The following is a 13,066-nucleotide window of genomic DNA, read 5'->3' as shown; positions in this document are numbered from 1 at the left end:
ATATGTGGCGAGCCTTGCGGCTCCGCCTGGGATAAGCCGACCGGCAGCCGTGACTGGCCGGATTATCTCCTGACAGTACCGGTATAGCCGCCGGCTGGAGCATCGAACATGGCCCTTCTTCCCCAGCGCTTCGCCCCCGAGCAGTGCGAGGCCGTCGCCCGTGAGGTGCTTGCCGCCCACCGCGGCCAGCCCGGCGCCCTGCTACCCATCCTCCACGACATCCAGGACCGCCTCGGCGCCGTACCGCCCGAGCTGTTGCCGCTGATCGCCGAGGACCTCTGCCTGTCGCGTGCCGAGGTGCACGGGGTGGTCACCTTCTATCACGATTTTCGCGCCACGCCGCCCGGTCGCCAGGTGCTCAAGCTGTGTCAGGCCGAGGCCTGCCAGTCGATGGGCGTCAAGGCGCTGACCGCTGAACTGGAAAGCAAGCTCGGCCTGCCGCTGGGCGAGACCCGTGAGGACGGCAGCCTCAGTTTCGAGCCGGTGTACTGCCTGGGCAACTGCGCCTGCGCACCGAGCGTGATGCTCAATGGCGAACTGCACGGTCGTGTCGACGCCGAGGAAGTGCTGGCGCTGCTGGCGGAACAGGAGGCCCAGGCATGAGCGAGTCCATTACCATTTTCGTCCCGCGCGACGCCACCGCGCTCAGCCTCGGCGCCGACAAGGTAGCCAAGGCCATAGTCGGCGAGGCCGCGGCGCGCGGTATCGAAGTGAAGCTGGTGCGCAACGGCTCTCGCGGGCTGTTCTGGCTCGAGCCGCTGGTCGAGGTCGCCACGCCGGCCGGTCGTGTCGCCTATGGCCCGGTCAAGGCACGCGACGTTGCCGGCCTGTTCGACGCCGGTTTCCACGAGGGCAAGGCACATGCGCTGGGCCACGGCCTGACCGAGGAAATCGAATATCTCAAGCGCCAGGAGCGCCTGACCTTCGCCCGCGTCGGCATCACCGACCCGCTGTCGCTGGAGGACTACATCGCCCACGACGGCTACCGTGGCCTCAAGCGCGCCCTCGGCATGACGCCCGAGGCGATCGTCGCCGAGGTCACCGAATCCGGCCTGCGTGGTCGTGGTGGTGCGGCATTCCCCACCGGCATCAAGTGGCGCACCGTGCTTGGCTGCCAGGCCGAGCAGAAGTACATCGTCTGCAATGCCGACGAAGGCGACTCGGGCACCTTCTCCGACCGTATGGTGATGGAGGATGACCCCTATGTACTGATCGAGGGCATGACCATCGCCGGTCTCGCCGTCGGCGCCACCAAGGGCTACATCTACCTGCGTTCGGAATACCCGCACGCCGAGGCGGTACTGCTCGAAACCATTGCCCGCGCCACGGCCGCCGGCTATCTGGGTGACGACGTGCTCGGCAGCGGCAAGGCCTTCCACCTGGAGCTGCGCCGCGGCGCTGGCGCCTATATCTGCGGTGAGGAAACCGCGCTGCTCGAGAGTGTCGAGGGCAAGCGCGGCACCGTGCGGCCGAAGCCGCCGCTGCCAGCCATCGAGGGCCTGTTCGGCAAGCCGACGGTGATCAACAACGTGATCTCTCTGGCGTCGGTGCCGATCATCCTCGACAAGGGCGGCGCCTACTACAAGGACTACGGCATGGGCCGCTCGCTCGGCACCCTGCCGATCCAGCTGACCGGCAACATCGCCCGCGGCGGCCTGATCGAGAAGGCCTTCGGCATCACCCTGCGCGAGCTGCTGTATGAATACGGCGGCGGTTCGGCCAGTGGCCGGCCGATCCGTGCGGTGCAGGTCGGCGGCCCGCTCGGCGCCTACCTGCCCGAGTCGCAGTTCGACACACCGCTGGATTACGAGGCCTTCGCCGCCCTTGGCGCGGTGCTCGGCCACGGCGGCATCGTGGTATTTGACGACACCGTCGACATGGCCGACATGGCGCGCTATGCCATGGAGTTCTGCGCGGTGGAATCCTGCGGCAAGTGCACGCCCTGCCGGATTGGCTCGACCCGCGGCGAGGAGCTGCTGTCGCAGATCATCGTGGCCCGTTCCGAAGGCCCGCAGCCGGGGCGCATCGAGCTGCTCAAGAGCCTCTGCGACACCATGCTTGGCGCCTCGCTCTGCGCCCTTGGCGGCATGACACCCTATCCGGTGCTGAGCGCCATCAACCACTTTCCCGAGGACTTCGGCGTGTCGCAAGACAGCGCCGAAGCCCGCTGATCCGGAGGCGTCACCATGGCCCTGTATCGTGAACTCGACTATGGCACCCCTGCTCGCAGCGGTGCTCCGGTAACCCTGGAAATCGACGGCAACGCCATCACCGTGCCGGCCGGCACCTCGCTGATGCGTGCGGCTCAGGAGGCCGGTATCGCCGTGCCCAAGCTGTGCGCCAGCGACAGCCTGGAACCGTTCGGCTCGTGCCGCCTGTGCATGGTGGAAATCGAAGGCCGCCGCGGCTTCCCGGCGTCCTGCACCACCCCGGTGGAGCCGGGCATGGTGGTGCGCACGCAGAGCCCGAAACTGGCCGAACTGCGTCGCGGCACCATGGAGCTGTACATCTCCGACCACCCGCTGGACTGCCTGACCTGCTCGGCCAACGGCAACTGCGAGCTGCAGGACATGGCCGGTGTGGTCGGCCTGCGCGAGGTGCGCTACGACCCGGTGAAGACGCACCTGGCCGAGACCAAGGACGAGTCCAACCCCTATTTCAGCTACGACCCGTCCAAGTGCATCGTCTGCAACCGCTGCGTGCGCGCCTGCGAGGAAGTGCAGGGCACCTTCGCCCTGACCATCGACGGCCGCGGCTTCGATTCTCGCGTGGCTGCCGGCCAGGCCGAGGATTTCCTCGACTCCGAGTGCGTGTCCTGCGGCGCCTGCGTCAACGCCTGCCCGACCGCCACGCTGATGGAAAAGTCGGTGATCGAGCTGGGCCAGGCCGAGCGCAGCGTCACCACCACCTGCGCCTACTGCGGCGTCGGCTGCTCGTTCAACGCGGAGGTCAAAGGCAACACCGTGGTGCGCATGGTGCCGAACAAGAACGGCCACGCCAATCACGGCCACGCCTGCGTCAAGGGCCGCTTCGCCTGGGGCTACGCGACCCACCCGGACCGCATCAAGACGCCGATGATCCGCGACAGCATCCATGAGCCGTGGCGCTCGGTGAGCTGGGACGAGGCCATCGGCTACGCCGCCCGGCGCTTCAAGGAGATCCAGGCGCAATACGGCCGCAATGCGGTCGGCGGTCTGACCTCCTCGCGCTGCACCAACGAGGAAACCTACCTGGTGCAGAAGCTGGTGCGCGCCGCCTTCGGCAACAACAACGTCGATACCTGCGCCCGCGTCTGCCATTCGCCGACCGGCTACGGTCTGAAGGTGACCCTCGGCGAGTCCGCCGGTACCCAGGATTTCGACTCGGTGCTGTCCGCCGACGTGGTACTGGTGATCGGTGCCAACCCCACCGACGGCCACCCGGTGTTCGGCTCGCAGCTCAAGCGCCGCCTGCGCCAGGGCGCCAAGCTGATCGTCGCCGACCCGCGCGGCATCGACCTGGTGCGCAGCCCGCACATCCGCGCCGAGCATCACCTGCAACTGCGTCCTGGCAGCAACGTCGCCCTGCTCAACAGCCTGGGCCACGTGATCGTCACCGAGGGCCTGGTCAACGAAGCCTTCGTCGCCGAGCGCTGCGAGGCAGAAGGCTTCGAGCAATGGCGCACCTTCGTCAGCGAACAACGCAACAGCCCCGAGGCCATGGAGGCCCTGACCGGCGTGCCGGCCGCCTCGGTGCGCGCTGCTGCGCGGCTGTACGCTACCGGTGGCAACGCGGCGATCTACTACGGCCTGGGCGTCACCGAGCACAGCCAGGGCTCGTCCACCGTGATGGCGATCGCCAACCTGGCCATGGCCACCGGCAATATCGGCCGTCCGGGCGTCGGCGTGAACCCGCTGCGCGGACAGAACAACGTGCAGGGCTCCTGCGACATGGGCTCCTTCCCCCATGAGCTGCCGGGCTACCGCCACGTTTCCGATCCGGTAGCGCGGCCGCAGTTCGAGGCCGCCTGGGGCGTCAAGCTGCTCGACGAGCCGGGCCTGCGCATCCCCAACATGTTGGCTGCTGCGCATGCCGGCACCTTCAAGGGCATGTACATCCAGGGCGAGGACCCGGCGCAGTCCGACCCCGACACCCAGCACGTCACCGATGCACTCAAGGCCATGGAGTGCGTGGTGATCCAGGACCTGTTCCTCAACGAAACCGCCAAGTACGCCCACGTGTTCCTGCCTGGCGCTTCCTTCCTGGAGAAGAACGGCACCTTCACCAACGCCGAGCGACGCATCTCGCCGGTGCGCAAGGTGATGCCGGCGCTGGCCGGCAAGGAAGACTGGGAAGTGACCGTGGCGTTGTCCAACGCCCTCGGCTACCCGATGAACTACAAGCATCCGTCCGAGATCATGGACGAGATCGCCGCGCTGACGCCGACTTTCACCGGTGTCAGCTACGCCAAGCTCGACCACATGGGCAGCATCCAGTGGCCGTGCAATGACGAGGCCCCGGAAGGCACGCCGATCATGCACGAGGACGCCTTCGTGCGTGGCAAGGGTCGCTTCGTGGTCACCGAGTTCATCCCGACCGAGGAGCGCACCTCGCGCAAGCGGCCGCTGGTGCTGACCACCGGGCGCATCCTTTCGCAGTACAACGTCGGTGCGCAGACCCGGCGTACCGCCAACAAGGCCTGGCACGCCGAGGATATCCTCGAGCTACACCCTGTGGACGCCGAGGATCGCGGCATCAAGGATGGCGACTGGGTCGGCATCAACAGCCGTGCCGGCGAGACGGTGATGCGCGCCAAGGTCACCGAGCGCATGCAGCCGGGCGTGGTGTACACCACCTTCCACCACCCGGAATCCGGCGCCAACGTGATCACCACGGACAACTCCGACTGGGCCACCAACTGCCCGGAGTACAAGGTCACCGCGGTGCAGGTGCGCAAGGTCGAGACGCCGTCCGACTGGCAGCAGGAGTTCGATAGCTTCACCCGCGAGCAGGTCAGCCTGCTGCCGGTGGTGCAGCTATGATGCTGCAATCAACGCAGATGGCAGGGGGGCGCGGTGCGCGCCCCTGCCGCGCCAACCTGTTCCTTGCGGCTTGCCGAACAACCAGCGGAGCACAGCCATGGGCATGAACGCCACGCAACTGATCAAGATGGCCAACCAGATCGGTGCCTTTTTCGCCTCCCAGCCCGACCAGGAGCAGGCGCGTAGCGAGTACGCCCAGCATCTGCGTCGTCAGTGGGATCCGCAGATGCGCACGGCGCTTTACGCTCACCTGGACGCCAGCGGTGGCGAGGGGCTGAGCGATTTCGTGCTGCAGGTGCTGCGCGATTTGCGCGGGCAGATCGCGCCGCAGGCTGCTACTGTCTGAGTGCTGCAATCCGGCCGTTTCGCAGGGCGCCGTCAGGTACCCTGCGATCATCGCGAGGAATCCGCATCACATGACTCACCGTGCACCACGACCACTTGCCGATGAAATTGCCGCCAGCCCGGCAGCGGGCGGCTACGCCTATGCCGAGCTGGACGAGGCCGCCAGCCAGGGGCATGCGGTGCTGGCCGAGGAATGTGCGCTGGCCATCGCCTACAACGGCATCAGCCATGCGGTGATGATGGTGTCGCCCAGTGCACTGGAGGATTTCGTCGTCGGCTTCAGCCTGACGTCTGCAGTCGTGGCGGCGGCCGAGGACATCTACGACATCCAGCTCAAGCGCGCGGGAGAGGCATTCAGCGCCGACGTGGAGATTGCCAGTCGTGCCTTCTGGGCGCTCAAGCAGCAGCGGCGCAATCTGGCCGGTACCAGTGGCTGCGGCCTGTGCGGCGTCGAGGCACTGGAGCAGGCGCTGCCGCAACTCGACACTCTGAGCGTCAACCCGCTGCCACCGGCCGCGCACCTGGCCGACCTGCGTACGCGCATCGGTGAAGTGCAGAAGCTGGCGCGCCAAAGCGGCGCGCTGCACGCGGCGCTGTTCGTCGACGAGTCTGGTGAGATCGTCCTGTGCCGCGAAGACATTGGACGGCACAACGCGCTGGACAAGCTGATCGGCGCGCTAAACCGTGAAAACCGCGACGCCCGCCGCGGCTTTGCCGTGGTCACCAGTCGCTGCAGCCTGGAACTGATCCACAAGGCGGTGCGCGCCGGTTTCGCCAGCCTGGTCAGCCTGTCGGCACCGACCGAACTGTGCGTGCGCTGGGCGCGTCGGCACCGTCTCAACCTCATCCACCTGCCGCATCACAGCGCGCCGCGCGTCTACAGCCCGGCGCCCTAGGCTCCCGCTTGGTAGCCCGGATGCAATCCGGGGACGCTTTGCGCCTCGAGGCTATGCCCGGATTGCATCCGGGCTACAGGCCCTGCAGCAACTCCTGGTAATCCTCCACCGCGTCGAATTCTTCGGTGTCCTTGGGCCCGGCCTGGCTGTCCGGCTGACGCACGGCAAGCAGGTGGGCGACACCGAACTGTCCGGCGCTACGAAGAATCGGCAGGCTGTCGTCGATGAACAGGCTGCGCGCCGGATCGAAGCCGACGTCCTGGCGCAGGGAGAACCAGAACTGCTGGTTCTCCTTGGGAAAGCCGTAGTCGTGAGAGCTGATCAGGCGCTCGAACCAGGGCGCCAGTTCGACCCGTTCCATCTTCAACGACAGCGAATCGCGATGCGCGTTGGTGATCAGCACCACACGCTTGCCGGCCTCGCGCAGGGCGCGAAGGAACAGCTCGGCGTCCGGGCGCAGGGCGATCAGGTCGGCGACCTCACGCTTGAGTTCGCGGATCGACAGTTTCAGCTCGCGGCTCCAGAAGTCCGTGCAGTACCAGTTCAGCGTGCCGGCGTGCTGGCGAAACAGCGGCAGCAGCTCGGCCTCGGCCAGCGCCAGACTGATGCCATGGTGCTCGGCATAACGCTGCGGCAGGTGCTTGAGCCAGAAGTGGTTGTCGAAATGCAGATCGAGCAGGGTGCCGTCCATGTCCAGCAGGACGGTGTCGATCTGGTGCCAGGGTAGTGAAGACATGGGCGCGCCTGGTGATGAAAGTCGTGAATCTGCCGGCGCGCGTCGCGAACGCGCAATCTGCGCCGGGGATAATCGCAAAAGCCGCGGTATGATAACGCGCCAGGTCAGGCCAAGGAGTTTACCCCATGCGTCAGAAGCCCACGGTTCTCGCTCGTGAGATCGTCGCCAGCAGCCGCCTGTTCCGTGTCGAGGAGGTGCAGTTGCGCTTTTCCAACGGGACCGAGCGCACCTATGAGCGACTGGTCGGCAAGGGGGCCGGCTATGGCGCGGTGATGGTGGTGGCAATGCTCGACGCCGAGCATGCCGTATTGGTCGAGGAATACTGCGGCGGCACCGATGACTATCAGCTGTCATTGCCCAAGGGGCTGATCGAGCCGGGTGAAGACGTGCTGGTGGCGGCCAATCGCGAGCTCAAGGAGGAGGCGGGGTTCGGCGCACATGAGCTGGAGTACATCACCGAGCTGAGCCTGTCGCCCGGTTACATGAGCCAGAAGATCCAGGTGGTGCTGGCGCGCGATCTGTACGAGGAGAGCCTGCCTGGTGACGAGCCCGAGCCGATGCGGGTCGACCGCATCAGCCTGCGCGAGCTGTCCAGCCTGGCCCAGCACGAGCAGTTCAGCGAGGGCCGCGCCCTGGCCGCGCTTTATCTGGTACGCGACCTGCTCACCCAGCGTGGGGAGTATCGTCCGTGAGCCATCCCTATGTTCCCCTGGTAATCGAACTGGTACGCGCTGCAGGCGCTGCGACCCTGCCGTACTGGCGCAGCGATGTGGCGGTGACGGAGAAGGCCGATGCCTCTCCGGTCACTGCCGCCGACCTGGCCGCGCACCACATCCTGCTCGATGGCCTGCAGGCGCTGGCGCCGGATATTCCGGTGCTGTCGGAGGAGGCCGCCGATATTCCGCTGGCCGAGCGCGCAGCCTGGACGCGCTGGTGGCTGGTCGATCCGCTCGATGGCACCAAGGAGTTTATCGCCGGCTCCGAGGAGTTCACCGTCAACGTCGCGCTGATCGAGCGCGGCCGCGTGGTCTTCGGTGTGGTCGGCGTCCCGGCCAGCGGCCGTTGCTATTACGGCGGCGCCGGTCTGGGCGCCTGGCGCAGCGAAGCGCCGGGTGAAGAGCAGTCGATCAGCGTGCGTGTGGCACCAGCGCAGGGTTTCACTCTGGTGGCCAGCAAGCGCCATTCGAGCCCGGCGCAGGAAACCCTGCTCGCCGGCCTGGCTGAACGTTTCGGCGAGCCGGCGCTGGCCAATATCGGTAGTTCGCTGAAGTTCTGTCTGCTGGCTGAAGGCAATGCCGATTGCTACCCGCGCCTGGCACCCACCTCGCAGTGGGACACTGCTGCAGCGCAGGGCGTGCTGGAAGGGGCGGGCGGCGAAGTGCTGAATCTGGCCGGCGAAGTGCTGACCTACGAGGCGCGCGAATCCTTCCTCAACCCCTCGTTTCTGGCCTTGCCGGCCGCCGCCGGTTGGCGTGGCGAGCTGATCGAGCTGGCGCGCAATCTACAGCGTTGACGCTTTACCTGTAGGAGCGAGCTCTGCTCGCGAATCTTGGCGATCCAGAAGCTTCGCGAGCAGAGCTCGCTCCTACGGATTGGTGCGTCTTTGGCGCTTTGCTCAATCGAGCATGTCGCTGTAGCGCTCGTCCTTCCTGAACACCAGCGGCTGATCGAAGCCCGGCACCTTCACTTCTTCGGTGGTGATGGAGATCGCCTGGTCGTCGATCATGTCGTTGCCGAAGTTGTAGATGATGTCCAGCTTGCCCTGCAGCGCCTGCTGGTCGTAGGCGGCTGCGGCGGCGCGGGTGCCCTCGCGGCGGGCAAGGTAGGCATCGAAGGCGGCCTGGCCATGGCGCTTGCGCAGCATGCGCTCGACCACATGCGGGGCCAGCACCAGGGCGCTGGCGTTGTTGCCGCCAAAACCCTTGGAGTTGATGAAGGCCACGTCCAGCGCGTGCTCACCCACCTTACGGTCTTCGGTGGACAGGCTCAGGTGATCCTGATGCACGTCGCCAGCGACCGCGTCGATGGTCTTGATCCCCGGCACGATGCCGTACTTGAAGGCGCCGAGGGCGCCGATCACCTGGTCTCCGCTGGCGGTGGCCAGGGAGTGGCCGACGAAGGCTTTCACTGCCGTGACCGGCCACTGTTCGATGCCGAAGGCCGCCGCGACGCGGTCGAGAATCTCCGACTCGGTGACGCGGTTGGCCGGGGTGCTGGAGCCGTGGGCATGCACGAAGCTTCGGTTGCGCACGGCATCCAGGCCGAGCAGTTGCACGGCGCTGGCCACGGCCTTGGCCACGGTCAGGTAGTTGCCCGGGCCGGGCGCGGAAATGGATTTCTTGAAACCGTCGGCGTTGATGAACACGTCCGGCACGGCACCGTGGATATCGGCACCCAGCTCGAGGGCAAGCTCGTCGTCCATCAGCACCACGAACTGGCAGGCTTCGGCCAGGGTGAAGCCGCAGTTGTCGCCGAACGGGCGGCTGGCGCGGCGGAAGTCCACGTCCTGCTTGCCCTCGATCTGACGCAGGCCTTCTTCGGTAGCCAGCGCGCCCATGGCACCATAGCCCTCGATGCATTCCTGGTTGATCGGCGCCTCGCTGCTGCCGACTATGACCACGCGCGCCTTGCCTGCGGCGATCTGCTCGATGCCCTTCTGCAGGTTGTAGAGGAAGGTGGCGCAGGCACCGGTGATGCTGCCGGTGGTGCCGACGCTGCCGAGCACGTAGGCGTTGATGAAGTCCGCCGGCATGGTGTTCAGACCCAGGGCCAGCTGCTTGGCGGTGACGCGGCCGCCTTTCAGGCGCGACTGCATCATGCCGCCGAAACCGTTCTCGTCGAGCTGGCTCATGATGCAGCTGGCGAATACGGCGATCTCGTCCGGGGCCACGTGCTGGACGATGCGCTGCCAGTCGATGCCCACCGAGCGCAGGGCATCGGTGACGCCGACCACGGTCATGGCCAGGCCGCGTGGGTGAAAACGTGCGTTGTACAGCTCGCTGGGCTCGAAACCGGTGGGCAGCTGGCCGGCTGACTTAACCGCCAGCGGGCGATAGCTGTCGACCTTGAATTCGCAGCTGTCGTGCAGGGTGACACGCACCTCATTGCCTTCGAGCTCTTCGACCGACCAGTTGGCCGGCAATGGCTCGGGCAGTTGTTTGCGCTGGGTGATGAAGCTCAGGCTGGCGCCATCGGCGGGGGCGACGCCGATGCTCTTTTGCCAGTGGGCGGCGTCCGGGTCCAGATGCTGCTTCTCGATGCGGCGCACCAGTGTGCCTGCGAATATCTGCTTGGCGTAGCGGCTTTCGATGTCGGCCAGGCTCAGCGCCTGGCCGTCCTGATCCTGATACTGGCCATCGACCACGCGTACCAGCTTCATCATCTGCGCAAGCCCGGCCAGGGTTTCCTGGCGTGCCTGAGGCTCCAGCGACTCCTGCACGGTACGACGAAAACCATGGTGGAAGGAGCTGCGCCCGGCTGCGTTGTAACCCCCAAAACCCACGATCACAGGTAAGCGCGACATAACTCAAAAGCTCCTGAACAAGGCCAGCGCGACGCCAGGCCGGCGCCAGTGGGCGCGAGCGGGGTCATAGGGCGGTGGCATTTGGAAAATTTCGGCTGCCTAACCTGACGTGGATCATGACTGTCGAGTCACTCATTCGTCCAATGTCGTGGCAAGTGCGGCGCGTGTCGCGCTTGGGATGGGGCGTCATCAGGGGCGTAGGGTGCGCTTGGCGCACCCACGGACAACAAGCCCGCCAAGTGGCGGGCTCGAAGGACTCAGCCCTGGTAGCTGATATGTCCGTCGACCAGGGTGTAGCGCACCGCGCCGGGCAGGCAATGGCCGATGAACGGGCAGTTGCTGCCCTTGGAATACCACTGCTCACCGGCGACGGTGGAAGCCTGCGCATCGAACAGGACGATATCGGCGGCGGCGCCGACGCAGAGCGTGCCGGCCGGCAGGCGCAGTGCGGCTGCCGGGCCGCTGGACAGACGCGCCAGCAGTGTCGGCAGATCGAGCAGGCCGTCCTGCACCAGGCTCATGGCCAGCGGGAGCAGCAACTGCACGCTGCTGATGCCCGGCTCGGTGGCGGCGAAGGGCGCCAGCTTGGCGTCGCGCTCGTGCGGCTGGTGATGGCTGGCGATGGCCGAGATCACTCCGGCCTTCACCGCCTCGCGCAGGCCGTCGCGGTCGGCGCGCGAGCGCAGCGGCGGCTGCACGTGGTAGAGGCTGGAGAAATCGATCAGCGCCTCGTCGGTGAGAATCAGCTGGTACAGCGCCACATCGGCGGTCACCGGCAGGCCGCGGGCCTGAGCATTGGCGATCAGTTCGGCGCCACGGGCGCTGGTGATCTGGCTGAAGTGCGCGCGCACGCCGCTTTGTTCCACCAGCAGCAGGTCGCGGGCCAGGGCCACGGTCTCGGCGGTTTCCGGGATGCCGGCCAGGCCGAGGAAGCTGGCGGTCGGGCCTTCGTGCGCCAGGCCGCCTTCGGCCAGGTCGGCATCCTGCGAGTGGAAGATCACCTGCAGGTCGAAGGTGGCGGCATATTCCAGCGCGCGGCGCAGGGTGCGGCTGCTGCGGAAGTTGTCCAGGCCGTTGCCGAAGGCCACGCAGCCGGCATCGCGCAGGGCGACCAGCTCGGCCAGCTGCTCGCCGGCCAGGCCCTTGCTCAGCGCGCCGATGGGGAAGACCTTGGTGTGCCCGGCCTCGCGGGCGCGGTCGAGGATCAGCTCGGCCACCGCCGAGGTGTCCAGTACCGGTTTGGTGATCGGCGGGCAGCACAGGCTGGTGATGCCGCCAGCGGCCGCAGCCAGGGTTTCCGTGGCAATGCTGCCCTTGCGGCTGTAGCCCGGCTCACGCAGGGCCACGGACAGGTCGACCAGGCCGGGGGCGGCGATCAGGCCCTGGGCCTCGAGCGTCTTGTCGGCAGTGAAACCGGCCGGCGCCTGGCCGATGGCGGCCAGCTTGCCGCCGTCGATATAGAGGTCGGCGACCCGGTCCAGACCGCTGGCCGGGTCGATCACACGGGCGCCGAGGATTGCGGTACGCATCAGTTGGCCTCCTCGGCGTTGAGTTGACGTTGGGCGTTCTGCCCGCTCATGGCCATCGACAGCACGGCCATGCGGATGGCGATGCCATAGGTGACCTGGTTGAGGATCACCGACTGCGGGCCGTCGGCCACCGCCGACTCGATCTCCACGCCGCGGTTTATCGGGCCCGGGTGCATCACCAGGGCATCGGGCTTGGCCAGTTTCAGGCGCTGCTCGGTAAGGCCGAACAGGCGGTAAAACTCGCCCTCACTGGGCAGCAGGCCGCCCTGCATGCGCTCGCGCTGCAGGCGCAGCATGATCACCACGTCGACGTCCTTGAGGCCTTCGTTGGCGTCGCTGAATACGCGCACGCCGTAGCTTTCCTCGAGACCGATGGGCAACAGGGTCTTCGGCGCGATCACGCGGATGTCCGGGCAGCCCAGAGTCTTCAGCGCGAGCATGTTCGAGCGCGCCACCCGCGAGTGCAGGATATCGCCGACGATGGCCACCGAAAGATTCTCGAAGTCGCCCTTGTGGCGGCGGATGGTGAGCATGTCGAGCATGCCCTGAGTCGGGTGCGCGTGGCGGCCGTCGCCACCGTTGATGATCGCCAGGTTCGGGCACACGTGCTCGGCGATGAAGTGCGCGGCGCCGGAGTCGGCATGGCGCACGACGAAGATGTCGGCGGCCATGGCCTCGAGGTTGCGCAGGGTGTCGAACAGCGTCTCGCCCTTGCTGGTGGAGCTGGTCGACACGTTCAGGCTGATGACGTCGGCCGACAGGCGCTGGGCGGCCAGCTCGAAGGTGGTGCGGGTGCGCGTGGAGTTCTCGAAGAACACATTGCACACGGTCTTGCCGCGCAGCAGCGGGACTTTCTTCACCGCCCGCGCGCCGACTTCGAGGAAGGAGTCGGCGGTGTCGAGGATTTCGGTCAATAGCTCGCGGGGCAGGCCGTCGAGTGAGAGGAAGTGACGCAGCTGACCTTGGTCGTTCAGCTGCAGCGGGCGCTTGGCGGCGAGTGGCGTCATCGCGGGGAG

At 66.8% G+C, this 13,066-nt stretch carries 11 protein-coding genes; 7 read left to right on the top strand and 4 right to left on the bottom strand.

All coding sequences use genetic code 11. The features are described 5' to 3' along the window. Positions 1-108: 108 nt before the first annotated feature. The 5 genes from GYB81_RS13415 (at position 109) to fdhD (ending at position 6,262) form a co-directional block, all read left to right on the top strand. Positions 109-603: a formate dehydrogenase subunit gamma gene (locus GYB81_RS13415; RefSeq protein WP_161865762.1), complete on the top strand. Its 495-nt coding sequence runs from the start codon at positions 109-111 to the stop codon at positions 601-603. Further along, the gene (locus tag GYB81_RS13410) at positions 600-2,171 is read left to right on the top strand and encodes a formate dehydrogenase beta subunit (protein ID WP_161865763.1); all 1,572 of its coding nucleotides are present in this window, start codon (positions 600-602) and stop codon (positions 2,169-2,171) included. The genes GYB81_RS13415 and GYB81_RS13410 overlap by 4 nt, the downstream gene beginning before the upstream one ends. Positions 2,172-2,186: 15 nt before the next feature. Further along, complete coding sequence (gene fdhF / locus GYB81_RS13405) at positions 2,187-5,021, top strand: formate dehydrogenase subunit alpha (protein ID WP_161865764.1); 2,835 nt, start codon at positions 2,187-2,189, stop codon at positions 5,019-5,021. Between the two features lie 97 nt (positions 5,022-5,118). Continuing rightward, positions 5,119-5,367, top strand: coding sequence for a formate dehydrogenase subunit delta (locus tag GYB81_RS13400; protein ID WP_161865765.1), 249 nt, complete (start codon positions 5,119-5,121; stop codon positions 5,365-5,367). 70 nt (positions 5,368-5,437) lie between these two features. Further along, complete coding sequence (gene fdhD / locus GYB81_RS13395; RefSeq protein WP_161865766.1) at positions 5,438-6,262, top strand: formate dehydrogenase accessory sulfurtransferase FdhD; 825 nt, start codon at positions 5,438-5,440, stop codon at positions 6,260-6,262. A 73-nt stretch (positions 6,263-6,335) separates the two neighbouring features. On the opposite strand, the gene yrfG is transcribed toward fdhD, so the two are convergent. After that, positions 6,336-6,998, bottom strand: a complete 663-nt coding sequence (gene yrfG, locus GYB81_RS13390; RefSeq protein WP_161865767.1) for a GMP/IMP nucleotidase — start codon at positions 6,996-6,998, stop codon at positions 6,336-6,338. Between the two features lie 125 nt (positions 6,999-7,123). On the opposite strand from yrfG, the gene nudE reads away from it, so the two are divergent. Beyond that, complete coding sequence (gene nudE, locus GYB81_RS13385; RefSeq protein WP_161865768.1) at positions 7,124-7,690, top strand: ADP compounds hydrolase NudE; 567 nt, start codon at positions 7,124-7,126, stop codon at positions 7,688-7,690. Then, on the top strand, positions 7,687-8,511 hold the full coding sequence (cysQ, locus tag GYB81_RS13380; RefSeq protein ID WP_161865769.1) for a 3'(2'),5'-bisphosphate nucleotidase CysQ: 825 nt from the start codon (positions 7,687-7,689) through the stop codon (positions 8,509-8,511). Before nudE ends, cysQ begins: the two co-directional genes overlap by 4 nt. A gap of 102 nt (positions 8,512-8,613) precedes the next feature. Here the strand turns inward: cysQ and GYB81_RS13375 are convergent, their stop codons facing one another. The 3 genes from GYB81_RS13375 to GYB81_RS13365 all read right to left on the bottom strand — a co-directional run bounded on the left by GYB81_RS13375 (position 8,614) and on the right by GYB81_RS13365 (position 13,057). Further along, on the bottom strand, positions 8,614-10,521 hold the full coding sequence (locus GYB81_RS13375) for a beta-ketoacyl synthase (RefSeq protein WP_161865770.1): 1,908 nt from the start codon (positions 10,519-10,521) through the stop codon (positions 8,614-8,616). Between the two features lie 257 nt (positions 10,522-10,778). Then, positions 10,779-12,050, bottom strand: a complete 1,272-nt coding sequence (locus GYB81_RS13370) for a dihydroorotase (RefSeq protein ID WP_161865771.1) — start codon at positions 12,048-12,050, stop codon at positions 10,779-10,781. Then, positions 12,050-13,057: an aspartate carbamoyltransferase catalytic subunit gene (locus GYB81_RS13365; RefSeq protein ID WP_011920651.1), complete on the bottom strand. Its 1,008-nt coding sequence runs from the start codon at positions 13,055-13,057 to the stop codon at positions 12,050-12,052. The genes GYB81_RS13370 and GYB81_RS13365 overlap by 1 nt, the downstream gene beginning before the upstream one ends. Between the last annotated feature and the right edge of the window lie 9 nt (positions 13,058-13,066).

It is taken from the genome of Pseudomonas yangonensis, from assembly GCF_009932725.1.
In the GTDB taxonomy this organism is placed as follows: Bacteria; Pseudomonadota; Gammaproteobacteria; order Pseudomonadales; family Pseudomonadaceae; genus Aquipseudomonas; species Aquipseudomonas yangonensis.
Note: the sequence above shows the minus strand (reverse complement) of the source record. Positions and strands in the feature narration are given on the sequence as shown.

What these genes read in the sequence shown, in the direction of transcription:
- GYB81_RS13415 (WP_161865762.1), top strand. Translation starts at nt 109, where the DNA reads ATGGCCCTTCTTCCCCAGCGCTTCGCCCCCGAGCAGTGCGAGGCCGTC.
- GYB81_RS13410 (WP_161865763.1), top strand. Translation starts at nt 600, where the DNA reads ATGAGCGAGTCCATTACCATTTTCGTCCCGCGCGACGCCACCGCGCTC.
- fdhF (WP_161865764.1), top strand. Translation starts at nt 2,187, where the DNA reads ATGGCCCTGTATCGTGAACTCGACTATGGCACCCCTGCTCGCAGCGGT.
- GYB81_RS13400 (WP_161865765.1), top strand. Translation starts at nt 5,119, where the DNA reads ATGGGCATGAACGCCACGCAACTGATCAAGATGGCCAACCAGATCGGT.
- fdhD (WP_161865766.1), top strand. Translation starts at nt 5,438, where the DNA reads ATGACTCACCGTGCACCACGACCACTTGCCGATGAAATTGCCGCCAGC.
- yrfG (WP_161865767.1), bottom strand. Translation starts at nt 6,998, where the DNA reads ATGTCTTCACTACCCTGGCACCAGATCGACACCGTCCTGCTGGACATG.
- nudE (WP_161865768.1), top strand. Translation starts at nt 7,124, where the DNA reads ATGCGTCAGAAGCCCACGGTTCTCGCTCGTGAGATCGTCGCCAGCAGC.
- GYB81_RS13375 (WP_161865770.1), bottom strand. Translation starts at nt 10,521, where the DNA reads ATGTCGCGCTTACCTGTGATCGTGGGTTTTGGGGGTTACAACGCAGCC.
- GYB81_RS13370 (WP_161865771.1), bottom strand. Translation starts at nt 12,050, where the DNA reads ATGCGTACCGCAATCCTCGGCGCCCGTGTGATCGACCCGGCCAGCGGT.
- GYB81_RS13365 (WP_011920651.1), bottom strand. Translation starts at nt 13,057, where the DNA reads ATGACGCCACTCGCCGCCAAGCGCCCGCTGCAGCTGAACGACCAAGGT.